The sequence below is a fragment of the Georhizobium profundi genome (assembly GCF_003952725.1).
GTDB classification, from domain to species: domain Bacteria; phylum Pseudomonadota; class Alphaproteobacteria; order Rhizobiales; family Rhizobiaceae; genus Georhizobium; species Georhizobium profundi.
Map to the genome: position 1 here is coordinate 2,395,326 of NZ_CP032509.1, position 23,792 is coordinate 2,419,117.

Sequence of the window (23,792 nt, forward strand, 5' to 3'; positions counted from 1 at the left end):
TGTCCGTCGTCAGGGAAGAGCCGACAGGTGAGCGTTATGGCACAGACATGGAACCCCGCAAGCTGGCGCGACAAGCCGATCCAGCAGGTCCCCTCCTATCCGGATATGGAGGCGCTGAAGACTGCCGAAGCGCGTCTGGCCAGCTTTCCGCCGCTCGTTTTTGCCGGCGAGGCCCGCAAGTTGAAGACGTCGCTTGCCCGCGTGGCCGAGGGCGAGGGCTTCCTGCTTCAGGGCGGCGATTGCGCCGAGAGCTTCGCCGAGCATGGCGCGGACAACATCCGCGACTTCTTCCGCGTGTTCCTGCAGATGGCCGTCGTCCTGACGTTCGGAGCGCAGCAGCCGGTCGTGAAAGTCGGTCGCATTGCCGGCCAGTTCGCCAAGCCGCGCTCGTCCGACAACGAGACGAAGGACGGCGTGACGCTGCCTTCCTACCGCGGCGACATCATCAACGGCATCGAGTTCGACGAAGCCTCGCGCATTCCGAGCCCGGAGCGCCAGATCATGGCCTACCGGCAGTCGGCGGCCACGCTGAACCTGTTGCGCGCCTTCGCGCAGGGTGGCTACGCCAACCTCGACAACGTGCACCAGTGGATGCTCGGCTTCGTCAAGGACAGCCCGCAGGCCGAGCGCTACCGCAAGCTCGCCGATCGGATTTCCGAGACGATGGACTTCATGAAGGCGATCGGGATCGATTCCGAGAGCAACCGCTCGCTCAACGAAACCGATTTCTTCACCAGCCATGAAGCGCTGCTGCTTGGCTATGAAGAGGCGATGACGCGCGTCGATTCCACTTCGGGCGACTGGTACGCCACTTCGGGTCACATGATCTGGATCGGCGACCGCACACGCCAAGCCGATCACGCCCATATCGAGTTCTGCCGCGGCATCAAGAACCCGATCGGCCTGAAATGCGGACCGAGCCTGCAGCCGGATGACCTGCTCAAGCTGATCGACATCCTCAATCCGGGCAACGAAGCCGGGCGGCTGACGCTGATCGCACGCTTCGGCCACGACAAGGTCGCCGAGCACCTGCCGAAGCTGATCCGCGCCGTCGAGCGCGAAGGCAAGAAGGTCGTCTGGTCCTGCGATCCGATGCACGGCAACACGATCACGCTGAACAGCTACAAGACGCGGCCATTCGAGCGGATCCTGTCGGAGGTCGAGAGCTTCTTCCAGATCCACCGGGCCGAAGGCTCGCATCCAGGCGGCATTCACATCGAGATGACCGGCAAGAACGTGACCGAGTGCACGGGCGGCGCGCGTGCCGTTTCCGCCGACGACCTATCGGACCGCTACCACACCCATTGCGATCCGCGGCTCAACGCCGACCAGGCGCTGGAACTCGCCTTCCTCGTGGCGGAACTGCTCAAGGGCGGCCGCGACGACCAGTCCCGCAAGGTGGCTGTGAACGGGTGAGGTTGGGGCTGAACGCCTACTTTTCTGAATAAAGCTGGGCCGCTTCGACGAACTTTGCGTCGAGCGGCCTTTCTTTTTCAGCGTTCGATTGGACGACGTGACCATCCTCGATCGCCAGGACCACGCGTGCCCCAAAACCACTATTGTCGATCAGCGTGATCTGGTCTGCAATTTCGAACGCTTCGGTAAGGCGTTGAAACGACGTGTCGTAGCGGCGCCGGATCGCATCCTCAGGGATGGCATGTCCTCCACGGCCCACGCGTTCCTGTACGCGCCGGATGTGCAAGTCGGCGTTTTCAAGCGCCGCAAATATCAGGCGTATGCGGTAACCTAGAACTTTGCACCGTCACATCAGCCGTATGGATTGAGCGCTGGATAAGGTCGTTTCGTAAACAAAACTCGTTCCATGAGCAGACAGCTATTCGAGTCGGGACAGGGCCAAACGTCCAGCTTCCATAGCGGCACTCTCGGGTAAACCTGGCGAGAGGCGACGCGCGATATCGTCGGCATTCACAAAAGGCAGGTCGAGTGCAAGCGCCTGATGGATGGTGGATTTGCCACCACCGTTCGGTCCAGCAAGGATAATGCAGACCTTACTCTGCCGCTGCATGGTTCGGCAGACGCGGTCCAAGGTGTGCCAGCAGACGTTCCTCGCCGAGCTTTCGATCGATCAGGTCTCGCGATCCGTCAGGGTATTCCTTGATAATACCCTCAGGATGCGCGGGATCGGTGTAGAAGATCGGTTTGCCGGCAGCGCGTCCCAGCTCGGCCGCGACTTCCCCGGTTCGCCTAATGGCCTCTTCCAAGTGTCGCAAATGCTTATCGGTCATGGGGCTGCTCCGACTGCTCAAAGTCCCATTCTACGCTCGGTCCACGGCTTTCGCCAATCTCACGCTGCAGCCGCTTCGGCGGCGACCTGGCGGATGGCGTCGGCGAGCGTTGCGGCGGGCTGGGCGCCGCTGATGGCGTATTTGTTGTTCAGGATGAAGCAGGGCACGCCCTGGACGCCCATGCGGCCGGCGTTTTCGATTTCGGCGGAGACGGTGGCGCGGTCGAGATCGCCGGCGAGCATGGTGGCGACGACGGCGCGGTCGAGGCCTGCTTCCTCGGCGCAATCGAGCAGGGTCTGGTCGTCGCCGATATGCGCGCCTTCGGTGAAGTACTTGCGAAACAGGCTTTCGACGACCCGGTCCTGAACCATGCGGCCTTTTTCACCGGCCCAGCGGATCACGCGGTGGGCGTCAAGCGTGTTGGCAGAGACGGGTATCGCGTCGAAGTCGAAGGGAATCCCTTCTTCGCGGCCCGCCTCGCGCACCCGCTCGTAGATGGCTGCGGCGCGCTCCGGCCCGCCGAACTTCTCTTCGAGATAGCGCGCGCGGTCCTTGCCCTCTTTGGGCAGCGTCGGATCGAGCTGATAGGGGCGCCAGTTGATCTCGACTGCGACATCGCCATCAAGCGCTGCGACGGCGCCTTCAAGCCGGCGCTTTCCGATATAGCACCAAGGGCACATGACATCCGAGATCACGTCGATGCGGATTGTCTTCATGGTGATCGTCTCCTCGGATGCGCTTTTTGGGTTCGGCGCCTATTCGCCGGCCACGCGGCCGTCCCACCATGTGGGCAGCGTGTATCCATATATGGGTGTTGTTTCCGGCCGTTCGATATGGGCCCAACGTGCGACCCATTGTTCTTCGACGTGGTAGAGCGGCACCATGTACCAGCCCGACAGCAGCACCCGATCGAAAGCGCGAACAGCAGCGGTGAATTCTTCGTCGCTGCGAGCGTTGAGCATCGCGTCGATCATCGCATCGATCGCCGGGTCGGCGGCACCGGCGAAGTTGAAGGTGCCTTGCGGATCGCGCGAGCTGGAGTGCCAGCGCCAGTTCTGCTCAGCGCCGGGAGAAAGGGTCGACGGGTAGGACTTGACGATCATGTCGTAGTCGTAAGCGAGGCTTCGCTGCTGGTACTGCGCGTCGTCGACCGTGCGGATGCGCATGGCGATGCCGAGAGAGGTGAGGGTGCGCTGGTAGGCGAGCGCGAGTTTTTCCTGGCCTTCGTTTTGTGTCATCACCTCGAAGGACAACTGCCGGCCGTTCTCATCGACCATGCGGCCGCCCTCGATACGATAGCCGGCCTCTCGCAGCAGATCATAGGCGGCACGCTGGCTTTCGCGGTCGCGGCCGGCGCCACTGGTGCGTGGCATGGTGAAGCTGCCGTCCATGATCGCAGGCATCACGGCATCGGGGAACGGTGCGAGTAGGTCCTTCTCCAGCGCATTGGCGGGCGTTCCCAGGCTCGAGAAGTCCGAACCCTGCCAATAGCTCTGCGTGCGCGTGTAGGCCCCGTCGAAGAGCGTACGGTTCGCCCATTCGAAATCGAAGAGCATGGCAAGCGCCCGGCGCACCCGTCGATCGGCGAAGATGTCGCGTCGCGTGTTGAAGACGAAGCCCAGCATGCCGGAGGGAAGCTGCGGGCGGAACTCGTCCTTGACGATCCGGCCATCGGTAACGGCCGGGAAATTGTAGGACCGCGCCCAGGCGGTGGGGCTGCCCTCGGGAAAGACGTCGAACAGGCCGCGCTTGAACGCCTCGAACTGAGAGCTCGCCGAGAGGAAATACTCCACCGTTACGGTGTCGAAATTGTCCTGGCCGCGTTTGACCGGCAGGTCGCGGGCCCAGTAATCGGGGTCGCGTTCGAAGGTGATGCGCTGGCCCGGCTCGACCCTGGCGACCAGATAGGGGCCGGAGCCGATCGGGGGGCGAAGGGAAGAGCGGTCGAACGTTTCCGGATCGATCGCGTGCTTCGGCAGGATCGGGCTCATGGCGATCAGCAATGGCAATTCGCGGCTCGCATCTTCGCCGAAAGTGAAGCGTACGCCGCGCTCGCCGATTTTTTCGAGCTTGTCGACGAAATTCAGCCGGGTCGAATAGGGCGGGCGACCTTTTTCGGTGAGCAGTTCGAAGGAGAAGATCACGTCTTCCGGCTTGATGGGCTCGCCATCGGAAAAGCGCGCTTCCGGGTGGAGCTGAAACTCGATGAAGCTGCGCTCCTCATCCCATTCGGCGGTCTCGGCGATCAGGCCATAGAGCGTGAAGGGTTCGTCGCGGCTGCGAAACATCAGCGATTCGTAGACGAGGTTGCCGTATTCCTGGTCGATGACGCCACGCGCCGTGGTGCGCATGGACTGCAGGATGAACGGGTTGAGGCTGTCGAACGTGCCGACCACGCCATAGGCGATGCTGCCGCCCTTCGGCGCATCGGGATCGACATAGGGCAGGTGCTCGAAATCCGGGCCAAGGGCCGGTTCGCCGTGCATGGCGATGGCATGAACCGGTTCGGCGGAGGCAGGCGACAGAAGTGCCGGCAGGAAGGCGGCGGCAATGGCGAGCGCCACGGTCGGAGAAAAGCGACCCATGAATGAAACTCCGGCGGCGTATCAATGCTGATATGATTCGCGAAACCCTAACACGATCGCCACTGGTCTCGCATGAGGTCATGCCTGAGCTTGTGTTGGGGCGATATGATGGTAGTTGCTGCAATCGCTATCGCCGATCGGGTTCTAGTGGATATTGGCGTCAAACGGGTGTAACGAGGCCGATGACGTATCGCCGAGGCGATCCTGCGAGCCATTGTAATGCCGTATTTGGCCAACAGGACGGAGCGATATTCGGGGGCGTGCGAGACGGGATTCGTCGTCGCGGGGCCGGATCGAACACACTCTTGAAGAGACGATTGAGGAGACGAAGAAGCCAATGAGCGTCAGGAACGCGATCAGCACCAAGACGGCCGCCGCGGGCAGTGCCGTCTTTGCAGCGGCCATGGGTTTCGCCGTGATGGCTTCGCCCGCCATGGCACAGGCGCAGGCACCGGCTTCCGGGCAGGCGCCCCAGGGCTGGTACAAGGCATGCACCCAGCAGGCTGAAAACGACGTCTGCGTCGTCCAGAACATCGTCGCCGCCGGCAATGGCCAGCTTCTGACCGCCGTCGGCCTGATTTCGGTCGAGGGCCAGGTCAATCAGCGCGTCATGCAGGTTTCCGTGCCTTCGGCGCGCCTCGTCCAGCCGGGCATCAACATGCAGATCGATGGCGGACAGGCCACCAAGCTCGACTTCGCCGTCTGCATGCCCGACAAATGCGTGGCGGAAGTTCCGTTGAGCGATGCTGTCGTGGCGGAATTCAAGCGCGGCCGCGAGGTCGTCTTCACGTCCGTCAACTTCCAGCGTGCGCCGAACCCGATCAGCATCTCGCTGTCGGGCTTCACCCAAGCATTCGATGGGGAAGCCATGGCGCAGTCGGAACTGGAAGAGCGCCAGCGAGTGCTTCAGGAAGAGATGCAGCGCAAGGCTGCCGAAGCGCGCCAGCGCCTCGAAGAAGCCCAGGAAGCCGCCAAGTCGAACTGACCGGCGCGGTCTTCGTATGGACATTAAAGGCCCGGGTCGCAGGTGCAACCCGGGCCTTTCGATTCATGGCGATGGAAATTAGTGACCGATGGGGCCGCGGGGCCGATAGCTGCCGTCAGTCGGCCCTTCGAACACCTCCAGAACTTGAGGATGCCTCACGGGCTGGGCGTTCTCATCGGGCACGAGGTTCTGCTCCGAAACATAGGCAATATATGAGGTTTCGGCATTCTCGGCGAAAAGGTGATAGAAGGGCTGGTCCTTGCGGGGGCGCACTTCAGCGGGGATGGCGTTCCACCATTCCTCCGTGTTCGAGAATGTGGGGTCGACATCAAAGATCACGCCGCGAAACGGGTAGACCCGGTGCCGCACGATCTGGCCGATATGGAATTTGGCTTGTCTCTCTTGCATCGATTTCACGTCCATTTCTAAACGCTTAAATGGGCGGCGGGCAGGGCGATGGCAAGAGGTGCGACTTGACGCACACGCGTGACGCCGCCTAGTCAGGACTTTCCTGTCACGTGGCGATCCCCCTCCATGGCCGAAGTTTTCGCACTCGTTCTGCCATTCTTCGGCATGATCCTGATCGGCTACATTGCTGCGCGCATTGTGCGGCTGCCGGAAGAGGCGCTTGGCTGGTTCAACGTCTTCATCATCTATGTGGCGCTGCCGGCGCTCTTCTTCCGGCTTCTGGCCGATACGCCGATCGAGGACCTGGCGCGGTTCGATTTCATCGCAGTCAACATCGCTGTCACCTTCGCGATCTTTCTGGCGGTATTCTTTGTGGGCCGGCGCCTGCGGGGGGCGCCGATCGAGGATGCGACAATTCAGGGTCTGGCGGGCGCCTATGGCAATATCGGCTATATGGGTCCGGCGCTGGCGATCCTTGCGTTCGGTGAACGCGCGGCCGTGCCGGTGGCGCTTATCGTCTGCTTCGAAAACATCCTGCATTTCTCGGTGACGCCGATGCTGATGGCGGCCGGGCGCGGTCGGGACAGGCGGCCGCTGCAGCTGGTGGTGAGGATTGCGAAGCGGATCGCATTCCATCCTTTCATCATTTCCATGGTGCTCGGCATAGCTGTCGCCGCTTCCGGGCTGACGCTGCCGGGCTCCGTCTCACGCCTCGTCGAATATTTGTCGCAGGCAGCCGCACCGTCGGCGCTCTTCGTCATGGGCGTGACGCTTGCATTGCGGCCGCTGAAGCAGCGGCCGGTCGAGCTTGGCTATATCGTTCCGGTAAAACTGATCCTTCACCCGCTTGCCATGTACGTCGCATTGTCGGCGGCCGGCGATTTTCCGGCGATCTGGGTTTTCACGGCAGTTCTTCTGGCAGCCTTGCCGACGGCGACGAATGTCTTCGTGCTGGCGCAGCAATATGGCGTCTGGATCGAAAGGGCGTCGGCGACCGTGCTGATCACCACGGCCGGATCGGTCGTGACCGTGTCAGCGCTGCTGCTCGCGATCACGTCCGGCACGCTGCCGCCGGATCTGTTCCCGTAAGCGACCGCCGAAGCCCGAGAATGCGCTGCCGGGCTTCATGCCTTCCTTCAGCGCCAATTGTCGTACGGGACCGGTGCCGGCGAGCAGGGTGAGGCCAGCGGCGCGGGCAAACTGCACCGGGAGCAAACCATTGAGCAGCGACCGGTTGAGAAGATCGACCGCCTGGGTGCGGCTGACGATATCCGGTCGGCGCGCGCGATCAAATTTGGCGATCGCGGCCTCGACGCTCGCCCGGTCTTCCAGATGAGCCGGCAGATTGCGCAGCTCCGCCACATCGCGCATGCCGAGATTAAGGCCCTGCGCGCCGATCGGCGGAAAGAGGTGGGCTGCTTCGCCGACAAGCGCGATGGCGCCACGACCGAAGTTTTCCGCGACCATGCCGGACAGTGGAAAGCGCTGTAGTTCGCTGTCGACGGTGACAGCGCCAAGGATCGACTGCAGGCGGTCTTCGATCTCGCGGTTCAGCGCGTCCGGCGAGAGCGCCATGATGCGCTCTGCGTGCTCGGGTTTCACCACCCAGACGAGGCTCGATCGGTTGCCGGAAAGCGGGACCTGGGTGAATGGACCTTCTTCCGTGTGGAATTCGGTCGAGACATCCCGGTGGGGCAGCTTGTGCGAAAATGTCAGAACGATCGCCGATTGCGGGTAGGACCAGACACGTGTCTTGATGCCCGCAGCCTCACGCGCCACGGAATTGCGGCCATCGGCAGCGATGATTAGCCGGCCTTCGATTTCCATGCCGTCCGCGAGCGTGACGATGGGTGCTGCGGCTTCCGGCGAAACGGAGCGCGCCGGCTGGTCGAAGCGGGTGATAGACGGCGTCTCGGCGATCCGGTCGTCGAGTGCAGCGAGCAGATCGGCATTGGCGACGTTGTGGCCGAAGGCATCCTCGTCGATCTCCGAGGAATTGAACGAGACGGTCGGGGCGCGCAGCAGCCTGCGGCTCGCATCGGCGATCCTCATGGTGCGCAGAGGGGCCGTTTTGCCGTTGAGGTGCGACCATACGTCGAGTTCGTCCAGAAGCGCGATCGACGGCATCAACAGGGCGGTGGTGCGGCCATCCTTGACCGGTGCCTTCGGTGCTACGAAGCCAACCGAGCGGCCGCCCTGGGCGAGCAAGAGCGCCGCGGCACAGCCGGCAAGGCCTCCACCGATCACGACCGCATCGAATGTCTTCGTCATGGTGTCACGCTCCAGCCTTTTGCTGCTTCAGCTTCAACGCTGAAAATGGGATCGTCGATCCCGGCTGCAATGGGCAGGGATCAAAGGCCGCAGCGGCAACATAATTGTGTATGTTGTCAATAGGTTCTAGTCATCGACGCACCTATCGCGCATTGGTCTTGGGGCGTCGGTGATCGTCGGCGTTGCCTGTCCGCTCCGACATGGATAGCCTCATCGCATGACCCTTTTGCGCCGCATCGGCACCAAACTCTACAGCTACCGGCGTCTGCCTTATGCCGAGATCCGCGCCTTTTCGGTGCATATTCTCACGGCATCAGGTGCCTATCTGGCATTCCTTGCAGTCGTTGCAGCGGCTGAACTGCGCTTCGTCGACATGTTCTGGTGGCTCGGCTTCGCCTTGCTCGTCGATGGCATTGATGGTCCGATCGCGCGGCGGCTGAACGTCAAGGAAGTTCTGCCTGGCTGGTCGGGCGAGCAACTCGACAATGTGATCGATTACGTGACCTACGTGCTGATCCCGGCATTCGCGCTCTATCAGAGCGGGATGATCGGCGAGATCATGTCGTTCGTGTGCGCGGCGCTGATCGTGATTTCGAGCGCGATCTATTATGCCAATATGGGCATGAAGACGTCCGAGAACTTCTTTTCCGGCTTTCCGGTCGTCTGGAACATGCTGGTCTTTACCCTCTTCGCCATCGAGGCGAGCGAGTGGACGGCGATGATCGTCGTGTTCGTGGCGGTGATCCTGACCTTCCTGCCGATCTATTTCCTGCATCCCGTGCGCGTCATCCGCTTGCGGGCGCTCAATCTTCCGATCTTTCTGATCTGGTGCGTGCTGTCCGGCTGGGCGCTGCTGTTGCATTTCGACAGCCCTCTGTGGCTGCAATGGGCGGTGAGCCTCAGCGCGCTCTACCTGTCGGTGATCGGTGGCATCATGCAATGGTTTCCAAAGCTCGGCGCGCGCGCGGCCTGAGCATATCTGACAGCTTTCGAGGAGGACAAAATGACCAAGGCGATCGTGGTGCACGCGCATGGCGGACCGGAGGCTCTTGCCTATGAGGATGTGACTGTAGGCGCGCCCGGCAAGGGCGAAGCACTGATCCGCCAGGCGGCCATCGGCCTCAATTTCATCGACGTCTATTTCCGCACCGGTCTGTACCCGGCACCGAACGGCCTGCCCGTAATTCCGGGTGGCGAAGGCGCCGGTGAGGTGGTGGCGCTGGGCGAAGGCGTGGATTACCTGCAGGTCGGTGATCGCGTTGCCTATGTCAGCGCCGTTGGTGCCTACGCGGAAGAGCGGCTGATCGCGGCCGACAAGCTCGTCAAGGTGCCGGACGCCATCGATCTCGAAACCGCCGCGGCCATGATGCTGAAGGGCATGACGGTGGAATATCTCTTCTGCCGGACGCATGAGCTGAAAGCCGGCGAAACGGTTCTCTTCCACGCCGCGGCCGGGGGCGTCGGCCTCATTGCCGGCCAGTGGGCTCGCGCGATCGGCGCGACCATCATCGGCACAGTGAGCTCGCCAGCCAAGGCGGATCTGGCACGTGCGGCCGGTTACGACCATGTCATCGACTATTCCAGCGAGGATTTCGTCGCGCGCGTGAAGGAAATCACCGGGGGACGCGGCTGCGACGTCGTCTACGATTCTGTTGGCAAGGACACATTCCCGGGTTCGCTGGATTGCCTTCGCCCGCGCGGTCTCTTCGTCAGCTTCGGCCAGTCATCCGGCCCGATCGAGAATTTCGACGTGGGTCTTCTGTCGCGCAAGGGCTCGCTCTACATGACGCGACCGACGCTTTTCACCTACAACGCGACGCGGCCTGAACTGGAGGCGTCTGCCAAGGCGCTGTTCGACATGGTCGAAAGCGGCAAGGTGAAAATCGACGTGAACCAGCGCTACAAGCTGGCCGATGCCGCTCAGGCACATCGTGATCTGGAAGCACGGAAAACAACGGGTACGACGCTGCTGATCCCTTGAAATCGCCGGTGGAATGGTGAAGCATTGTGCAGTTGCGTTCATTGCACAATCGGTGGCCTAGAGTGGTAACCATCGTGCTGTCAGGATCTTGAAGCGTGCAGGCAAGCGATAACCGATCTTCAGCGCCATTGCTCGCGCTTGCCGGCCTGACGAAGATTTTCGGCACGCTCAAGGCCTGTGACGCGATCAGCCTCGAAATCGCGCCCGGCGAGATCCATGCGCTGCTCGGCGAAAACGGTGCGGGCAAGTCGACGCTCGTCAAGATGCTGTTCGGGGTGCTGGCGCCCGATGCCGGCCAGATCGTCTGGAAGGGCGAGCCCGTTTCGATCAATAGTCCTTTTGCGGCGCGCCATCTCGGCATCGGCATGGTATTCCAGCACTTCTCGCTGTTCGAAGCGCTGACGGTCGCCGAAAATATCGCGCTTTCGCTCGATGACAGCGTGCCGATCGGCCAGATCGCAGAACGGGCGCGGGCCTTGTCGGAAGGGTATGGCCTGCCGCTCGATCCGGACGCGCTCGTGGCGGACCTTTCCGTAGGCGAACGCCAGCGCATCGAGATCGTGCGGACACTCCTGCAGGATCCGCAGCTGATCATTCTCGACGAACCGACATCGGTGCTGACACCGCAGGAGGCGGATCGGCTGTTCGAGACGCTGGAGAAGCTGCGCAGCGAAGGCCGTTCGATCCTCTATATCAGTCACCGTCTGGAAGAGGTGCGGCGCATCTGCGACCGCGCGACCGTCTTGCGTCACGGCAAGGTCGTGGGCGCCTGCGATCCGCGCCAGGAGACGGTCGCTTCGCTGGCACGGATGATGGTCGGCGGGGATGTGGCCGACGTGACGATCGGGGCGAATGCCGGCGACGGCAGGGTGCTGATCGAAACGCGTAGACTGAGCCTTCCGGCGCGCACGCCGTTTGCGGTGTCGCTGAAGGACATCGATCTTACCGTCCATAGCGGTGAAGTGGTCGCGATCGCGGGCGTGGCCGGCAACGGGCAGAGCGAGCTTTTCGATGCGCTGTCAGGCGAGGTGACCACCAGCCGCGCCGATGCCGTGCGGCTCTCCGGTCAGGATGTCGGCCGCAAGGGCATCACCGAGCGGCGCCTGCTCGGCTGCGGATTCGTGCCGGAAGAGCGCCACGGGCACGGCGCCGTCTCGCAGATGAAGCTGTCCGACAACATGGTGCTGGCGCGTCATGCATCGGATGCGAAGACCTTTCTCGGCGGCGGGCTTGGCCTGTTGAAGCGCGATGCCGTGTGGGCCGCGACCGAACGGGTGATCAAGGCGATGGATGTCCGGAAATCCGGCGTCGATCCGCATGCATCGGCGCTGTCGGGCGGAAATCTGCAGAAATTCATCATGGGGCGTGAGCTCGATCGCAATCTCTCGGTGCTGATCGTCAACCAGCCCACCTGGGGCGTGGATGCCGGCGCCGCGAGCCGCATTCGCCAAGCAATCGTCGATCTGGCAAAATCCGGTGCGGCGGTGGTGGTGATCAGCCAGGATTTGGACGAAGTGTTCGAAATCGCCCATTCGATCGCCGTCATCCATCACGGGCGGCTGAGCGCTTCGGAACCGGCCCGGACATTGACGCGCGAGCGGATCGGGCTGCTGATGGGCGGCGCGGCGCCCGAGGCCGATACGGTGCCGGAGGCTGCCCATGCGCGTTGAACTGGAAAAGCGTCCGGAGCGATCCAAGCTCTTTTCGATCCTGTCGCCCTTCATCGCGCTTGGCCTGACGCTGATTGTCGGGGCGATCCTATTTCTGGCGCTCGGCAAGAACCCAGCCGAGGCGATGTTCTATTTCTTCATCGATCCGCTGCTCGTCGGCTGGTCGCTGCATGAGCTTGCCATCAAGGCGACGCCGCTGATCCTGATCGCGGTCGGGCTTTCGGTGTGTTTTCGCTCCAACAACTGGAATATCGGCGCAGAAGGCCAGTTCGTGATGGGCGCCATCGCAGGTTCGATCATCCCGGTCATGTTCCACGGGTGGGAATCGCCGCTCGTGCTGCCGCTGATGATGATTTCCGGAGCCATCGGCGGCGCGCTTTACGCCACGATCCCGGCGCTTCTCAAGGCAAAGTTCAACACGAACGAGATCCTGACGAGCCTGATGCTCGTCTATGTGGCGCAGCTCTTTCTCGACTGGCTGGTGCGCGGGCCTTGGCGCAACCCTGAAGGCTTCAACTTTCCCGAGACGCGGAATTTCAACGCCTCCGCGATCCTGCCGGAGATCCTCGATGGCGGGCGTGCGCATTGGGGCCTGATCTTCGCGATCGTCGCGGCACTTGCGACCTGGTTCATGATGCGCAGCACGCTCAAGGGCTTCGAGATATCGGTACTGGGGCAATCGGCGCGGGCAGGGCGCTTCGCCGGCTTTTCGGCAACCAAGATGGTGTTCTTCGCCTTTATCTTCTCCGGTGCGATGGCCGGGCTTGCAGGCATCGCAGAGGTATCCGGCGCCATTGGGCAGCTGCGGCCGGTCATCTCGCCTGGCTACGGGTTCACGGCGATCATCGTCGCGTTCCTCGGTCGCCTAAACCCGCTCGGTATCGTCGCCGCCGGCCTCGTGCTCGCGCTCACCTATCTCGGCGGCGAAGCTGCGCAGATTTCGATCGGCGTCTCCGACAAGGTCGCGCGGCTTTTCCAGGGCGCGCTTCTGTTCTTCGTGCTCGCCTGCGACACGCTGATCCACTACCGCATCCGCCTGCGCTCCAACGCCAAGGTGGCGAGCGTTGCGGCGGGCCCTGTTCAGTCGCCCGCACCGGTGGAGGCACGCTGATGGGCTTTTATGAAGCCGTTCTGATCTCGGTGATGACAGCTGCGACACCCCTGGTGCTTGCAGCCATCGGCGAACTGGTGGTCGAGCGGTCAGGCGTCCTCAATCTCGGCGTCGAAGGCATGATGATCATGGGCGCGGTGTGCGCCTTTGCCGGCGCGCAGATGTCCGGATCAGCGCTGGTCGGTGTGGTTTGCGGCATGATCGCAGGTGGTGCGTTTTCGCTGCTCTTCGGTTTTCTCACGCTGACGCTTGTTGCCAACCAGGTGGCGACCGGTCTTGCGCTCACGATCCTGGGGCTCGGGCTTTCCGGCATGATCGGGGAGAGCTTCATCGGGCTTCCGGGCGTGCGCCTGCCGGTTCTCGACATTCCCGTCCTTAGCGACATCCCGGTGATCGGCCGGATCGTGTTCGGGCAGGATCTTCTGTTCTACGCGTCGATCGGTCTGGTCATCGGTGTCGCCTGGTTCCTGTTCAGGACGCGCGCCGGCCTCAGGCTGCGTGCGATCGGCGACAATCACGGTTCCGCCCATGCGCTCGGTGTTTCAGTCATCCGCGTGCGGTATCTCGCGGTGCTCTTCGGTGGCATGTGCTCAGGCCTTGCGGGCGCGCATCTGTCGCTTGTCTACACGCCGCAATGGGTGGAGAACATGTCGGCCGGGCGCGGCTGGATCGCGCTGGCGCTGGTGGTCTTTGCTTCCTGGCGGCCGCTTCGTCTTCTTGCCGGTGCCTATCTCTTCGGCGCTGTCTCCATCGGTGGATTGCATGCCCAGGCACTTGGTGTCGGCATTCCCTCGCAGTTCGTATCGATGCTTCCCTATCTCGCAACGATCGTCGTTCTCGTCCTCATTTCGATGGATCGCCGCCTGACGCTCATCAACCGTCCCGCCTCGCTCGGCCAGCCTTTCGTTCCGGAAAGATAGGTTGAGGCGATGTCACAGAAGGACGGATAGGGATTCCAGTTCAACCTCCAAACAACCAAGGGCAACAACATGAAAAAAACGCTCCTCGCTCTCGCCGCTTCGGCCAGCGCGATCATGCTCGCCGGTCCCGCAGCCGCACAGATGGACCAGGTCAAGGCCTGCTTCATCTATGTCGGCCCCGTCGGCGATTTCGGCTGGTCCTACCAGCACGACCAAGGCCGCCTCTTCGCCGAAGAGCATTTCGGTGACCGCCTGGAAACGGCGTTCCTCGAAAGCGTGCCGGAAGGCGCCGATGCCGAGCGCGCCATCGAGCGCTTCGCACGGTCGGGCTGCAACATCATCTTCACGACGTCGTTCGGTTACATGGACGCCACCAATGCCGTCGCCGAGCGCTACCCGGACATCAAGTTCGAGCACGCGACCGGTTACAAGCGCGACCATCCGAACGTCGCCACCTACGATTCGCGCTTCTATCAGGGCCGCTACATCATCGGCCAGATCGCGGCCGAGATGTCGGAAACCGGTTCGGCGGGCTACATCGGCTCGTTCCCGATCCCGGAAGTGGTTCAGGGCATCAACGCCTTCATGCTCGGCGCACAGTCGATCAATCCGGACTTCGAGCTGAAGGTCGTGTGGGTCAACACCTGGTTCGACCCAGGCCGTGAAGCCGATGCCGCCCGTGCGCTGATCGACCAGGGCGTCGACATCCTGACGCAGCACACCGATTCGACCGGTCCGATGCAGGTGGCAGCCGAGCGCGGCATCTTCGCTTTCGGCCAGGCATCGGACATGATCGAGTTCGGTCCCGAGACACAGCTGACCTCGATCATCGACGATTGGGGCCCGTATTATGTCGAGCGCATCGAAGCTGTCATGGACGGCACCTGGGAGCAGCAGGCAACCTGGGACGGTCTTGCCGAAGGTCACGTCGTGATGGCGGAATATGCCAACATGCCGGACGACGTGAAGGCACAGGCCGAGGCGACCGAGGAGTCGATCCGTTCTGGCGCGTTCCACCCATTCACCGGTCCGATCAACAAGCAGGACGGCACCGAGTGGCTCGCCGAAGGCGCGGTTGCTGACGATGCGGCTCTGTCGAGCATGAACTTCTACGTCGAAGGCATCGACGACCAGCTGCCGCAGTAAGCGCCGCTCGCTCATTGCACTGAAATGCAAGAAACCCGCCGGAGCGATCCGGCGGGTTTCTTTTGGTCTTGCTCGGGAGGTCAGACCGAACGGGCTATCGCCCGTTCCTCACTCGGCCGGAGCCGGTGAAGGGGAGTGGCCGGTGGCCACATCTTTCTTGTCATGCCGCTTCATCGCCGATTCAGGCTTGGCGATGTAGGTGTAGAACATCGGCACGACGAAGAGCGTGAACAGCGTTCCGATGCAAAGGCCGGAGAAGATCACGAGACCCATGGCCTGGCGGGCGGCTGCACCAGCGCCGGACGCGATCATCAGAGGCACGACGGCGAGCGCCAGAGCAGCGGTGGTCATCAGGATCGGACGAAGGCGGACCTTGGCCGATTCCACGATCGCCTCGCGGATCGGGTATCCTTCCTCGCGCCGCTGATTGGCGAATTCCACCAGAAGAATGCCGTGCTTGGTGATGATGCCGATCAGCGTGATCAAGCCGACCTGAGTGTAGATGTTGATCGTGCCGAGCCCGAGATTGAGCGGGAGGATCGCACCGAAGATCGACAGCGGAACCGACATCATGATGATGAACGGGTCACGGAAGCTTTCGAACTGCGCCGCGAGCACGAGATAGATGACCACGATGGCGAGCGCGAATGCGATCAGGATCGTGTTGCCCTGCTGGACTTCCAGACGCGACTGGCCGGAATATTCCAGGAAGAAGCTGTCCGGCAGAAGCGGATTGGCGATATCGACGATCGTCTGCAAGCCCTGGCCAGTGGTGACGCCAGGCAGCGGCAGGGCCGAGATGGTGGCTGCATTCAGCTGGTTGAACTGCTCGATGGAGGCAGGTGCAGAGCCTGTCTCGACGCTGACGACCGAGGACAGCGGGATCATCGTGCCCGTGGTCGAGCGGATGAAGAAGTCCGTCAACGCCTGGGGGTTGTCGCGATATTCCTGCGGCACCTGGGTGATGATGTCGTAGCTGTTTGAATCGCGATCGAACTGCGCAACGGCACCGCCGCCGACGAGAACGTTCAGCGTGTTGCCGATGTCGCTGATCGGGACATTGAGGGCCGCCGCCCGGTCGCGGTCGATCGTCATCGTGATCTGCGGACTGTCGTAGGACAGCGAGTTCTGCACGATGATGAACTGGCCGGAGGCCTGGGCTTCCTGACGGATCTGCTCGGCCACTTCGTAGACCTGGCTCGGATCGCCGGTCGACTGGACAACCATGGAGATCGGCAGACCGCCGCCGGCGCCCGGGAGGGAGGGCGGTGCAAAGACGAGCGCCTGCACGCCGTTGACCGGTGCGATGCGGCCCTGAATGTCCTGCTGGATTTCGGCCTGGGAACGCTCGCGGCTGCCCCAGTCCTTCAGGCCCCAGACCGCGAAGCCGCTGTTGGTTTCGCCACCCATGCCGACGATGGAGAACTGCGCACGCACTTCGTCGATGTCGCTGGTGGCATCGGCCAGCTGGTCGACGAAAGCACTGGTGTATTCGCTCGTGGCATAACGGGGAGCAGTCACCAGCGAGAAGAGGGCGCCTTCGTCTTCTTCCGGCGCGAGTTCACTTGACGTCTGCATGAAAAGAAAGCCGGTCAGCGCCATCAGGCTGATGGTGACCATCATCGTGATCGGCCGATAGTTGAGCGATCCGGAGACCATGCGCTCGTACCAGTTCGCGAGCCGTTCGAAGGTGCGGTCGATGAAGCGCTGGAAGCGGCTGTGATTGCCGGCTTTCAGAATACGGGCGCTCATCATCGGGGTGATGGTCAGTGCGATGATGCCCGAGATGATGACGGCGCCTGCGAGCGTGAACGCGAACTCGCGGAAGAGCGAGCCGGTCAGACCGCCGGTGAAGCCGATGGGTGCGAAGACGGCAGCGAGCGTGATCGTCATGGCCACGATGGCGAGCGAGATCTCCTCCATGCTCTTCTTGGAGGCCGCCATCGGATCCATGCCTTCCTCAATGTGGCGATGGATGTTCTCGACCACGATGATGGCGTCGTCGACGACGAGGCCGATCGCGAGAACCATTGCCAATAGCGACAGGAGGTTGATGGAGTACCCAAGCACGAGAAGGAAGAAGCAGACGCCGATGAGCGACAGCGGGATCGTCACGATCGGCATCAGCGTGGAACGGAACGATCCGAGGAACAGCAGGATGACGACGATCACGATGACGACGGCTTCGGCGATCGTCTTGAACACTTCCTCGATCGAGGAACTGATGGTCTCGGTGGCGTTGTAGACCATCTCGATGGACATGCCGTCCGGCAGCGTGTCGCTGATGGCTGGCAGTTCTGCGAGCACGGCATCGGCGGTATCGAGCGGGTTCGCCGAGGGGGTCGGGAAGATGCCGATGAAGATGCCAGGCTCGCCGTTGAAGTTGACGACCGTGTCGGTGCTTTCGGCAGCCAGTTCGACCTCGGCGACATCCGTCAGCCGCACGACGCTGTCGCCATTGGACGTGATCGGAAGTTGGCCGAACGCCTCCGGCGTCTGCAGTGTGGACTGCAGGGTGATCGCCTGGGCGACAAACTCGTTTTCAGTGCGGCCCGGCGCCGACAGGAAGTTGGAGGCGTTGATGGCCTGGGTGACTTCGGATGCCGTCACTCCACGCGCAGCGAGCCGGATCGGGTCGATCCAGACGCGCATAGCGTAGTTTGCAGCACCGAGGATCTGAATTTCGGCCACACCTTCGATGGTGGACATGCGGGGACGAACCACGCGCTCCAGATATTCGGTGAGCTGCTCGGCGGTCATGTTGGGGTTCTGGACCGCCAGGTACATGATCGCGAATTGCTGACCCGTGCCCTTGGTGATGATCGGGTCTTCGGACTGCGACGGCAGCTGGCCGCGGACCTGCTGCACCTTCGACATCACTTCCGTGAGCGCGATATCGGGATCGGCACCGAGTTCCATTTGCACGGTCACGGTGCTGCTCGACGCACGGCTTTGCGAGGTGACGTAGTCGATGTTCTCGGTGGTCGAGACGGCGGCGGCGATCGGGGCCGTGATGAAGCCCTGGATCAGCTCTGCGTTGGCGCCGGGATAGACCGTGTTGATGGTGACGACGGTTTCCTCGACCTCGGGGTACTGACGCACCGAGAGACTGAAGAGACCTTGGAAGCCGAGCAGGAGGATCAGGCAGCCGAGAACGGTGGACAGGACCGGGCGCTGAATGAAGGTGTTGGAAATATTCATTGCGCTACCTGCTCGGCTGTCTGCGGATTGCCGCGGTTCAAGGGGCTCTCGCTCTCATCGATGGTGACGAGTGCGCCGTTGGACAGGCGGTTCTGGCCCGCCGAAACGACGATGTCTCCTGCCGAGAGACCTTCGGCAATTTCGACCAGCGAACCGTTGCGGCGACCAGTCGTCACGAAGACCTGACGCGCCTCCATCGTCGGGCCCGCATCTTCTGCCGGGGCAGGCGCAGCGGCTGCTGCCTCGGGCATTTCCTCGGCCTGTTCCGCTGCCTGTTCGGCAGCCTGCTCCTGCTCTTCCGACGCTTCGCGCACGACATAGACGAAGTCGCCGTAAAGGCTCGAGACAATCGCTGTCTGCGGCAGCGCGATGACGTCTGATTCCTCGGGAAGCTCGACACGTACGCGGGCGAACTGGCCGGGATTGAGTGCTTCCTCGGTGTTTTCCACCTCGGCGCGGATGGAAACGAGACGGGTCGCCGGATCGATGCGCGGCTCGATGCCGACGATTGTGCCGCTATAATCGAAGCTGCCGTTTTCCGTGCCCACGCGAATGGTCTGGCCGATCTGCAACTGGCTGCGCTGCTGCTCAGGAACCGAGAAATCGACGCGCATGCGCGACAGGTCCTGAAGCGTGGCGACGACCGTGCCTGTGGTGACATACTGGCCGGCTTCCACCTGCGGAATGCCGATTGTGCCCGAGAACGGTGCTTCCAGCGCCTTCTGGCTCAGGGTTGCGTTCAGCGAGGCGATTTCAGACTGTGCTGCCTGAGCGTTCGCTTCCGCTTCTTCCAGGCTCGATTCGGCGCTGACGCCGCGCGTGCGCAACTGCTGGGCACGGGCAAGCGTCTGTTCGGCCAAGGTAAGGTTGGCGCGTGCCGCGATCAGGTTCGACTGCTCAATCTGGTCGTCGATCTGGACGAGCACGGTTCCTTCCTCGATCGCGTCGTTCGACGTGAAGTTCACCTCGCGAACGACACCGCCGGCTTCAACGGCGAGGTCAACACCGCGGACAGCGCTGACGGTGCCGATCGCCTCGATGCCGGGCTGCCAGCTCGCCGGTTCTGCCGTAACGGTCTGCACCGGCAGGGCGGGCTGCTGCATCGTAGCGAAGAAGTTCTCGATCGCCTGATTGCGGAAGATGTTGAAATAGACCAAGCCCCCGCAGACCACCGCGAGCAAGACGAAGGCGATCAGGAATCTTTTTATCATGGCTCGAAATGCTCCGGGGGAGTGTCGCTGAAAATCACAGAAAAAGCGGCGCGCAAAATCGATGCTGCACCGCACTATGTCTTATGTTGTGCTTAACTGTACCGGCTGGACGGTATTGTCAAGCCGTGATAGGCAGCGTCGGCACGATATCTTTTGGAGATTGGCATCATCACCCGGAATTCAAGACAACGCATATTGGAAGCCGCCAATGAGCTTGCCCGCGACGTCGGTCCCGGCAATCTGTCGCTGGATGCGGTTGCCCAGCGGGCAGGTCTGTCGAAAGGCGGGCTTCTCTATAACTTCCCGACGAAGGCGAAGCTGATGGAGGCGCTGGTCGAGATGCACATCTCACAGCATCGCCAAGCGCTCGAAGCCGCCCAGCTGCGGCACCGCGGGAAGCCGAATGCGCTGTCTCTCGCCGTCGTGGATACGTTTCTAGCGGAATGCGGGTCCAAGCAAAAGCCAGCAAGCGGCGTTCTCGCAGCGATTGCCGAAGATCCGAGCTTCATCGAGCCCATGCGGCTTTATCAGCGAGAGCTCGTGGCGCGGTTGAAGGCCGAGTCCGACGATCCGGACCTTGCCCATCTCGCATTTCTTGCGATCGAAGGCTTGAGATGCCTGCAGCTCTTCGAAGTCGATGCCTTTTCGGCGGACGACAGCCGGCGGCTTCTTTTGCGGATGGTGCAGATGGTGGCGCGGGAACTGGGGCTCGAAGCGCCGCTGGAGCCTGCGACAGCCACGGTCGAGGCATCTCGCTGACAGTCGCCTAGCGCACGAGCACGCGCTGGAGCCGATCGATTTCCCGGATGTGCGCTCGCGCGTCCTCGTAGCCACGCGCGATGGCTTCGTCCGCGCGATGGAATTCCGAAAGACCGATGTCGGACAACTTCGGCAGGATCGAGAGATCGGGCGGGTCGCCAGCAAGACGCGCGCGCGAAATGCGATCCTGAATGATGTTGTAGGCCTCCACCATCACGCCGGTCATGCCGAAACGGCGTTCGGCGCGGTCCGTGAATGTCGTGCGGTTCTCTGCCTGGCGGCGGCTGAGGGACACTTCGTCGGGCGAGGGCGCCGAGGCGCTGTGCTTGATGACCGCGGAGCGACCGTAAAGATCGTAATGCAGGTTGACCGCGACGACCAGCGGCTCCTCGTAAGCGCGGCAGATGGAGACCGGAACGGGATTGACGAGCGCACCATCGACGAGCGTGCGGCCATTGCATTTGACCGGCTCGAAGATCCCCGGCAGCGCGTAGGAGGCGCGGATGGCAGTCACGAGCGAACCGCGCGTGATCCAGACTTCATGGCCTGTCGTCACCTCGGTGGCAATCGCGACGAAGGGGCGGTCGAGATCCTGGATGTCGATGCCTTCCAGGTGCTCGTTCATGCGGTTGTTAAGCCGCATGCCGCCGAAGAGGCCGCCGCCTCGGATCGTGAAATCGAGCAGCCCCGCGATGCGCCGCATGGTGAGGCTGCGGGCGAAGGCCTCCAGTTCATCGAGCTTGCCGGCGAGATAGCAGCCACCGACCAGCGCGCCGATCGAGGTGCCGGCGATCATGCCGATCTGGATGCCGGCTTCGTCCAGCGCCCGCAGCACGCCGATATGAGCCCAGCCGCGCGCTGCACCTCCGCCCAGCGCAAGAGCGATCGGCGCGCGTTTCTGATCGGGTTCGGGCGAATGGGGTGGCATCAAGGGAGGAGGTGTCGTCAATTGCGGATCGGAGAAATCCCGGTCGGGCGCCTCATGGACGATTTCGCCACCACTTCGTCTGCCAGACCAGTTCATCATGCGTCTCACTCCCCGACACGCTCCGTCCCGGTTTCATCATCTGGCGAACATGGTTTCGGTTTGGTGAAAATAACGCGGATGCCGTCTATTTCTGATAGACCATCGTCGGATCAAAAAGTGGCGCCTCGGTGTCGGTGATCAGGCGGTGAGCGCCAGCTTCGTCGGACTCGACCTTGCGATAGAAGCAGGACCGGCGCCCGGTGTGGCAGGTCGCGCCGTGGCCATCGACATCCACCTTGAGCCAGATCGCGTCCTGATCGCAATCGACGCGGATCTCGGTCACACGTTGCAGATTGCCGGAGCTTTCGCCCTTCTTCCAGATCGCCTGGCGGGAGCGGCTGTAATAGTGGGCGATGCCCGTGTCGAGCGTCAGCGCCAAAGTCTCGGCGTTCATGTGCGCGACCATCAGCAAAACGCCGTCGCGACTGTCGGTCACGACGGCGGTCACAAGTCCATCCGCTGAGAAGCGGGGTGTCAAAGCCGAACCTTCTTCAAGCTCGGCCTTGCCGGCAGGTTCTTCAAAGGCAGTCGTCATGGGGAAGCTCCCGGAGGAGGGAGCCTTCCAAGATCAATGACCGTTGTGGCTCCGCAGCATTGTCATGAACCGGGCCTGCTGATGCGGGTCGGTCTTGAACTGACCGGTAAAGGTGGTCGTCAGCGTTGTCGAGCCCTGCTTGCGGATGCCGCGCATGGCCATGCACATATGCTCTGCCTCGATCATGACGGCGACACCCAAAGGACGCAGCGTTTCATCGATTGCCTTCGACACCTGGGCGGTCATGGATTCCTGGGTCTGCAGGCGACGCGCATAGATGTCGATCACGCGAGCGATCTTCGACAGGCCAAGCACCTTGCCATCGGGCAGATAGGCCACATGCGCCTTGCCGATGATCGGCACCATGTGGTGCTCGCAATGGGAAAAGAACGGGATATCACGGACAAGGACCATATCGTCATAGCCTGCGACCTCCTCGAAAGTACGGCCGAGAACATCTTCAGGGTCTTCGTCATAGCCGCCGAACAAATCCTTATAGGCCTTGGCAACACGCTTCGGCGTATCGACAAGTCCTTCCCGGTCCGGATCGTCACCGACCCAGAGGAGCAAAGTACGGACAGCCGCCTCGACTTCCGACTGAGAGGGACGGGCGTCTTTTTCGTCCTGATCTTTTCCGGGGAAGGATTTTACAATTGCGTCCATTTTGAACTCCCGCTTTTTCACCTTCTACGGTGCCTTTTTATTATCGGACCAACGCCGCCGGCCGAAATGTCCGAGAACCGAACACGGGGTCTTGCAGGCAGGTTCCGAGGCTCTCGGAATGGTCCTCAAGCACGGTTTCCCTAATTGTGCCGTCCCTTGCCGTTGAAAGCCGTCAAAAGCGCCACAAAATACGATATAGGTTCCAACCCGGTGAGAGAAAGTGGCGAGGCCCCGAAATGTGGGATTTGCCGTCCGCCGGGCACACGCAATAGGTAGAGCGATGATCGACGACGTCTATAACAGCAAGATCCTGGAACTTGCTGGGAACATACCCCGGCTCGGTCGGCTCGATGACGCGGATGCCACTGCAATGGCGCATTCCAAGCTTTGTGGCTCCAAGGTCACCGTTTGGCTGAAAACGGATGACGGAATCGTGACCGATTTTGCCCATGACGTGAAGGCATGCGCGCTCGGGCAGGCGTCGTCATCGGTGATGGCACGCAATGTGATCGGCGCCACTGCCGACGAGGTGCGGAAAGGCCAGGCCGAACTGCGCGCCATGCTGAAAGACAACGGGCCTGCGCCTTCCGGGCGTTTCGCCGATCTCAAATATCTGGAGCCCGTGCGCGACTACAAGGCACGCCACGCATCCACGCTTCTAACTTTCGACGCGGTGGTCGATGCGCTTGACCAGATCGCGGCGAAGCGGGCGAATGAAGCTGCAGCCTGATGTGTCAGGACGAGGAGCATAAGCCGGTCCCGATGGGGCGCACGCGGAATTACGAAGGCCCATGGCCCCGCACGCCGGCACGCGTTTTCGGCACCAGCCTGATCCGGCTTTATCAACTGACCCTTTCCGGCTTCGTCGGCAATTCGTGCCGTCATCTGCCGACCTGCTCCGAATATGCCTACGAAGCCGTGGCCCGCCACGGCCTGTTCAAAGGCAGCTGGCTTGCGCTGAAGCGCGTGGCAAGCTGCGGACCCTTCGGAAGCCGGGGCTTTGATCCGGTTCCGCCGCCAAAGGCCGATTGATCCAGTCTGGTCACCTGCCGCCTTTACGTCCCTGATGCCAG

Annotated in this window: 23 protein-coding genes; 12 read left to right on the forward strand and 11 right to left on the reverse strand. The window is 62.2% G+C overall.

Going from position 1 to position 23,792, the window contains the following annotated elements; translation table 11 throughout:
* Nucleotides 1-36 precede the first annotated feature (36 nt).
* Nucleotides 37-1,416 (forward strand): class II 3-deoxy-7-phosphoheptulonate synthase, encoded by a 1,380-nt coding sequence (locus D5400_RS11335; protein ID WP_126010118.1) that lies wholly within the window; start codon nt 37-39, stop codon nt 1,414-1,416.
* 16 nt (nt 1,417-1,432) lie between these two features.
* On the opposite strand, the gene D5400_RS11340 is transcribed toward D5400_RS11335, so the two are convergent.
* From D5400_RS11340 to D5400_RS11355, 4 genes are all read right to left on the reverse strand, one after another.
* Nucleotides 1,433-1,702, reverse strand: coding sequence for a hypothetical protein (locus D5400_RS11340; protein WP_126010119.1), 270 nt, complete (start codon nt 1,700-1,702; stop codon nt 1,433-1,435).
* A 307-nt stretch (nt 1,703-2,009) separates the two neighbouring features.
* Nucleotides 2,010-2,246, reverse strand: coding sequence for a hypothetical protein (locus tag D5400_RS11345; protein WP_126010120.1), 237 nt, complete (start codon nt 2,244-2,246; stop codon nt 2,010-2,012).
* A 59-nt stretch (nt 2,247-2,305) separates the two neighbouring features.
* Complete coding sequence (locus tag D5400_RS11350) at nt 2,306-2,962, reverse strand: DsbA family oxidoreductase (protein WP_126010121.1); 657 nt, start codon at nt 2,960-2,962, stop codon at nt 2,306-2,308.
* Nucleotides 2,963-3,001: 39 nt separating this feature from the next.
* Entirely contained in the window at nt 3,002-4,831 is a 1,830-nt protein-coding gene (locus D5400_RS11355; RefSeq protein ID WP_126010122.1) for an extracellular solute-binding protein, read from the reverse strand.
* Nucleotides 4,832-5,234: 403 nt separating this feature from the next.
* On the opposite strand from D5400_RS11355, the gene D5400_RS11360 reads away from it, so the two are divergent.
* On the forward strand, nt 5,235-5,816 hold the full coding sequence (locus tag D5400_RS11360; protein WP_404864509.1) for an invasion associated locus B family protein: 582 nt from the start codon (nt 5,235-5,237) through the stop codon (nt 5,814-5,816).
* Between the two features lie 78 nt (nt 5,817-5,894).
* On the opposite strand, the gene hspQ is transcribed toward D5400_RS11360, so the two are convergent.
* Nucleotides 5,895-6,224 (reverse strand): heat shock protein HspQ, encoded by a 330-nt coding sequence (hspQ, locus tag D5400_RS11365; protein ID WP_245451271.1) that lies wholly within the window; start codon nt 6,222-6,224, stop codon nt 5,895-5,897.
* Between the two features lie 126 nt (nt 6,225-6,350).
* Between hspQ and D5400_RS11370 the strand changes: the two genes are divergently transcribed.
* Nucleotides 6,351-7,313, forward strand: a complete 963-nt coding sequence (locus tag D5400_RS11370) for an AEC family transporter (RefSeq protein WP_126010125.1) — start codon at nt 6,351-6,353, stop codon at nt 7,311-7,313.
* Here the strand turns inward: D5400_RS11370 and D5400_RS11375 are convergent.
* Nucleotides 7,257-8,495 (reverse strand): UbiH/UbiF family hydroxylase, encoded by a 1,239-nt coding sequence (locus D5400_RS11375; protein ID WP_126010126.1) that lies wholly within the window; start codon nt 8,493-8,495, stop codon nt 7,257-7,259. The genes D5400_RS11370 and D5400_RS11375 overlap by 57 nt on opposite strands.
* 217 nt (nt 8,496-8,712) lie before the next feature.
* Here D5400_RS11375 and pcsA point away from each other — a divergent pair, with 217 nt between their 5' ends.
* The 6 genes from pcsA (at nt 8,713) to D5400_RS11405 (ending at nt 15,323) form a co-directional block, all read left to right on the forward strand.
* The gene (pcsA, locus tag D5400_RS11380) at nt 8,713-9,468 is read left to right on the forward strand and encodes a phosphatidylcholine synthase (protein ID WP_126010127.1); all 756 of its coding nucleotides are present in this window, start codon (nt 8,713-8,715) and stop codon (nt 9,466-9,468) included.
* A gap of 30 nt (nt 9,469-9,498) precedes the next feature.
* A complete protein-coding gene (locus D5400_RS11385; protein WP_126010128.1) occupies nt 9,499-10,476 on the forward strand; it encodes a quinone oxidoreductase family protein in 978 nt (325 codons plus the stop codon).
* Nucleotides 10,477-10,571: 95 nt separating this feature from the next.
* The gene (locus D5400_RS11390; protein ID WP_126010129.1) at nt 10,572-12,146 is read left to right on the forward strand and encodes an ABC transporter ATP-binding protein; all 1,575 of its coding nucleotides are present in this window, start codon (nt 10,572-10,574) and stop codon (nt 12,144-12,146) included.
* Entirely contained in the window at nt 12,136-13,257 is a 1,122-nt protein-coding gene (locus tag D5400_RS11395) for an ABC transporter permease (protein WP_126010130.1), read from the forward strand. The genes D5400_RS11390 and D5400_RS11395 overlap by 11 nt, the downstream gene beginning before the upstream one ends.
* A complete protein-coding gene (locus D5400_RS11400; RefSeq protein WP_126010131.1) occupies nt 13,257-14,177 on the forward strand; it encodes an ABC transporter permease in 921 nt (306 codons plus the stop codon). Before D5400_RS11395 ends, D5400_RS11400 begins: the two co-directional genes overlap by 1 nt.
* Before the next feature lie 69 nt (nt 14,178-14,246).
* Complete coding sequence (locus D5400_RS11405; RefSeq protein WP_126010132.1) at nt 14,247-15,323, forward strand: BMP family ABC transporter substrate-binding protein; 1,077 nt, start codon at nt 14,247-14,249, stop codon at nt 15,321-15,323.
* A 108-nt stretch (nt 15,324-15,431) separates the two neighbouring features.
* On the opposite strand, the gene D5400_RS11410 is transcribed toward D5400_RS11405, so the two are convergent.
* Both D5400_RS11410 and D5400_RS11415 read right to left on the reverse strand, forming a co-directional pair.
* Entirely contained in the window at nt 15,432-18,524 is a 3,093-nt protein-coding gene (locus D5400_RS11410; RefSeq protein WP_126010133.1) for an efflux RND transporter permease subunit, read from the reverse strand.
* Entirely contained in the window at nt 18,521-19,735 is a 1,215-nt protein-coding gene (locus D5400_RS11415; RefSeq protein WP_126010134.1) for an efflux RND transporter periplasmic adaptor subunit, read from the reverse strand. The genes D5400_RS11410 and D5400_RS11415 overlap by 4 nt, the downstream gene beginning before the upstream one ends.
* A gap of 195 nt (nt 19,736-19,930) precedes the next feature.
* On the opposite strand from D5400_RS11415, the gene D5400_RS11420 reads away from it, so the two are divergent.
* Nucleotides 19,931-20,494, forward strand: coding sequence for a TetR/AcrR family transcriptional regulator (locus D5400_RS11420; protein WP_245451272.1), 564 nt, complete (start codon nt 19,931-19,933; stop codon nt 20,492-20,494).
* Nucleotides 20,495-20,501: 7 nt separating this feature from the next.
* Here the strand turns inward: D5400_RS11420 and D5400_RS11425 are convergent, their stop codons facing one another.
* From D5400_RS11425 to folE, 3 genes are all read right to left on the reverse strand, one after another.
* Nucleotides 20,502-21,521 (reverse strand): patatin-like phospholipase family protein, encoded by a 1,020-nt coding sequence (locus D5400_RS11425; protein ID WP_126010135.1) that lies wholly within the window; start codon nt 21,519-21,521, stop codon nt 20,502-20,504.
* A gap of 85 nt (nt 21,522-21,606) precedes the next feature.
* Complete coding sequence (gene hisI, locus D5400_RS11430; RefSeq protein ID WP_126010136.1) at nt 21,607-22,056, reverse strand: phosphoribosyl-AMP cyclohydrolase; 450 nt, start codon at nt 22,054-22,056, stop codon at nt 21,607-21,609.
* Between the two features lie 33 nt (nt 22,057-22,089).
* Nucleotides 22,090-22,719, reverse strand: a complete 630-nt coding sequence (gene folE / locus D5400_RS11435) for a GTP cyclohydrolase I FolE (RefSeq protein ID WP_126010137.1) — start codon at nt 22,717-22,719, stop codon at nt 22,090-22,092.
* 280 nt (nt 22,720-22,999) lie between these two features.
* Here folE and D5400_RS11440 point away from each other — a divergent pair, with 280 nt between their 5' ends.
* Nucleotides 23,000-23,449 (forward strand): iron-sulfur cluster assembly scaffold protein, encoded by a 450-nt coding sequence (locus D5400_RS11440; RefSeq protein WP_126010138.1) that lies wholly within the window; start codon nt 23,000-23,002, stop codon nt 23,447-23,449.
* A gap of 32 nt (nt 23,450-23,481) precedes the next feature.
* Nucleotides 23,482-23,751: a membrane protein insertion efficiency factor YidD gene (gene yidD / locus D5400_RS11445; protein WP_425364877.1), complete on the forward strand. Its 270-nt coding sequence runs from the start codon at nt 23,482-23,484 to the stop codon at nt 23,749-23,751.
* Nucleotides 23,752-23,792 lie beyond the last annotated feature (41 nt).

Excerpts from the sequence above, each read along its gene's own strand:
- D5400_RS11335 (WP_126010118.1), top strand. The coding sequence starts at position 37 with ATGGCACAGACATGGAACCCCGCAAGCTGGCGCGACAAGCCGATCCAG.
- D5400_RS11345 (WP_126010120.1), bottom strand. The coding sequence starts at position 2,246 with ATGACCGATAAGCATTTGCGACACTTGGAAGAGGCCATTAGGCGAACC.
- D5400_RS11350 (WP_126010121.1), bottom strand. The coding sequence starts at position 2,962 with ATGAAGACAATCCGCATCGACGTGATCTCGGATGTCATGTGCCCTTGG.
- D5400_RS11355 (WP_126010122.1), bottom strand. The coding sequence starts at position 4,831 with ATGGGTCGCTTTTCTCCGACCGTGGCGCTCGCCATTGCCGCCGCCTTC.
- D5400_RS11360 (WP_404864509.1), top strand. The coding sequence starts at position 5,235 with ATGGGTTTCGCCGTGATGGCTTCGCCCGCCATGGCACAGGCGCAGGCA.
- hspQ (WP_245451271.1), bottom strand. The coding sequence starts at position 6,224 with ATGCAAGAGAGACAAGCCAAATTCCATATCGGCCAGATCGTGCGGCAC.
- D5400_RS11370 (WP_126010125.1), top strand. The coding sequence starts at position 6,351 with ATGGCCGAAGTTTTCGCACTCGTTCTGCCATTCTTCGGCATGATCCTG.
- D5400_RS11375 (WP_126010126.1), bottom strand. The coding sequence starts at position 8,495 with ATGACGAAGACATTCGATGCGGTCGTGATCGGTGGAGGCCTTGCCGGC.
- pcsA (WP_126010127.1), top strand. The coding sequence starts at position 8,713 with ATGACCCTTTTGCGCCGCATCGGCACCAAACTCTACAGCTACCGGCGT.
- D5400_RS11385 (WP_126010128.1), top strand. The coding sequence starts at position 9,499 with ATGACCAAGGCGATCGTGGTGCACGCGCATGGCGGACCGGAGGCTCTT.
- D5400_RS11395 (WP_126010130.1), top strand. The coding sequence starts at position 12,136 with ATGCGCGTTGAACTGGAAAAGCGTCCGGAGCGATCCAAGCTCTTTTCG.
- D5400_RS11400 (WP_126010131.1), top strand. The coding sequence starts at position 13,257 with ATGGGCTTTTATGAAGCCGTTCTGATCTCGGTGATGACAGCTGCGACA.
- D5400_RS11405 (WP_126010132.1), top strand. The coding sequence starts at position 14,247 with ATGAAAAAAACGCTCCTCGCTCTCGCCGCTTCGGCCAGCGCGATCATG.
- D5400_RS11410 (WP_126010133.1), bottom strand. The coding sequence starts at position 18,524 with ATGAATATTTCCAACACCTTCATTCAGCGCCCGGTCCTGTCCACCGTT.
- D5400_RS11415 (WP_126010134.1), bottom strand. The coding sequence starts at position 19,735 with ATGATAAAAAGATTCCTGATCGCCTTCGTCTTGCTCGCGGTGGTCTGC.
- D5400_RS11425 (WP_126010135.1), bottom strand. The coding sequence starts at position 21,521 with ATGATGAACTGGTCTGGCAGACGAAGTGGTGGCGAAATCGTCCATGAG.
- hisI (WP_126010136.1), bottom strand. The coding sequence starts at position 22,056 with ATGACGACTGCCTTTGAAGAACCTGCCGGCAAGGCCGAGCTTGAAGAA.
- folE (WP_126010137.1), bottom strand. The coding sequence starts at position 22,719 with ATGGACGCAATTGTAAAATCCTTCCCCGGAAAAGATCAGGACGAAAAA.
- D5400_RS11440 (WP_126010138.1), top strand. The coding sequence starts at position 23,000 with ATGATCGACGACGTCTATAACAGCAAGATCCTGGAACTTGCTGGGAAC.
- yidD (WP_425364877.1), top strand. The coding sequence starts at position 23,482 with ATGGGGCGCACGCGGAATTACGAAGGCCCATGGCCCCGCACGCCGGCA.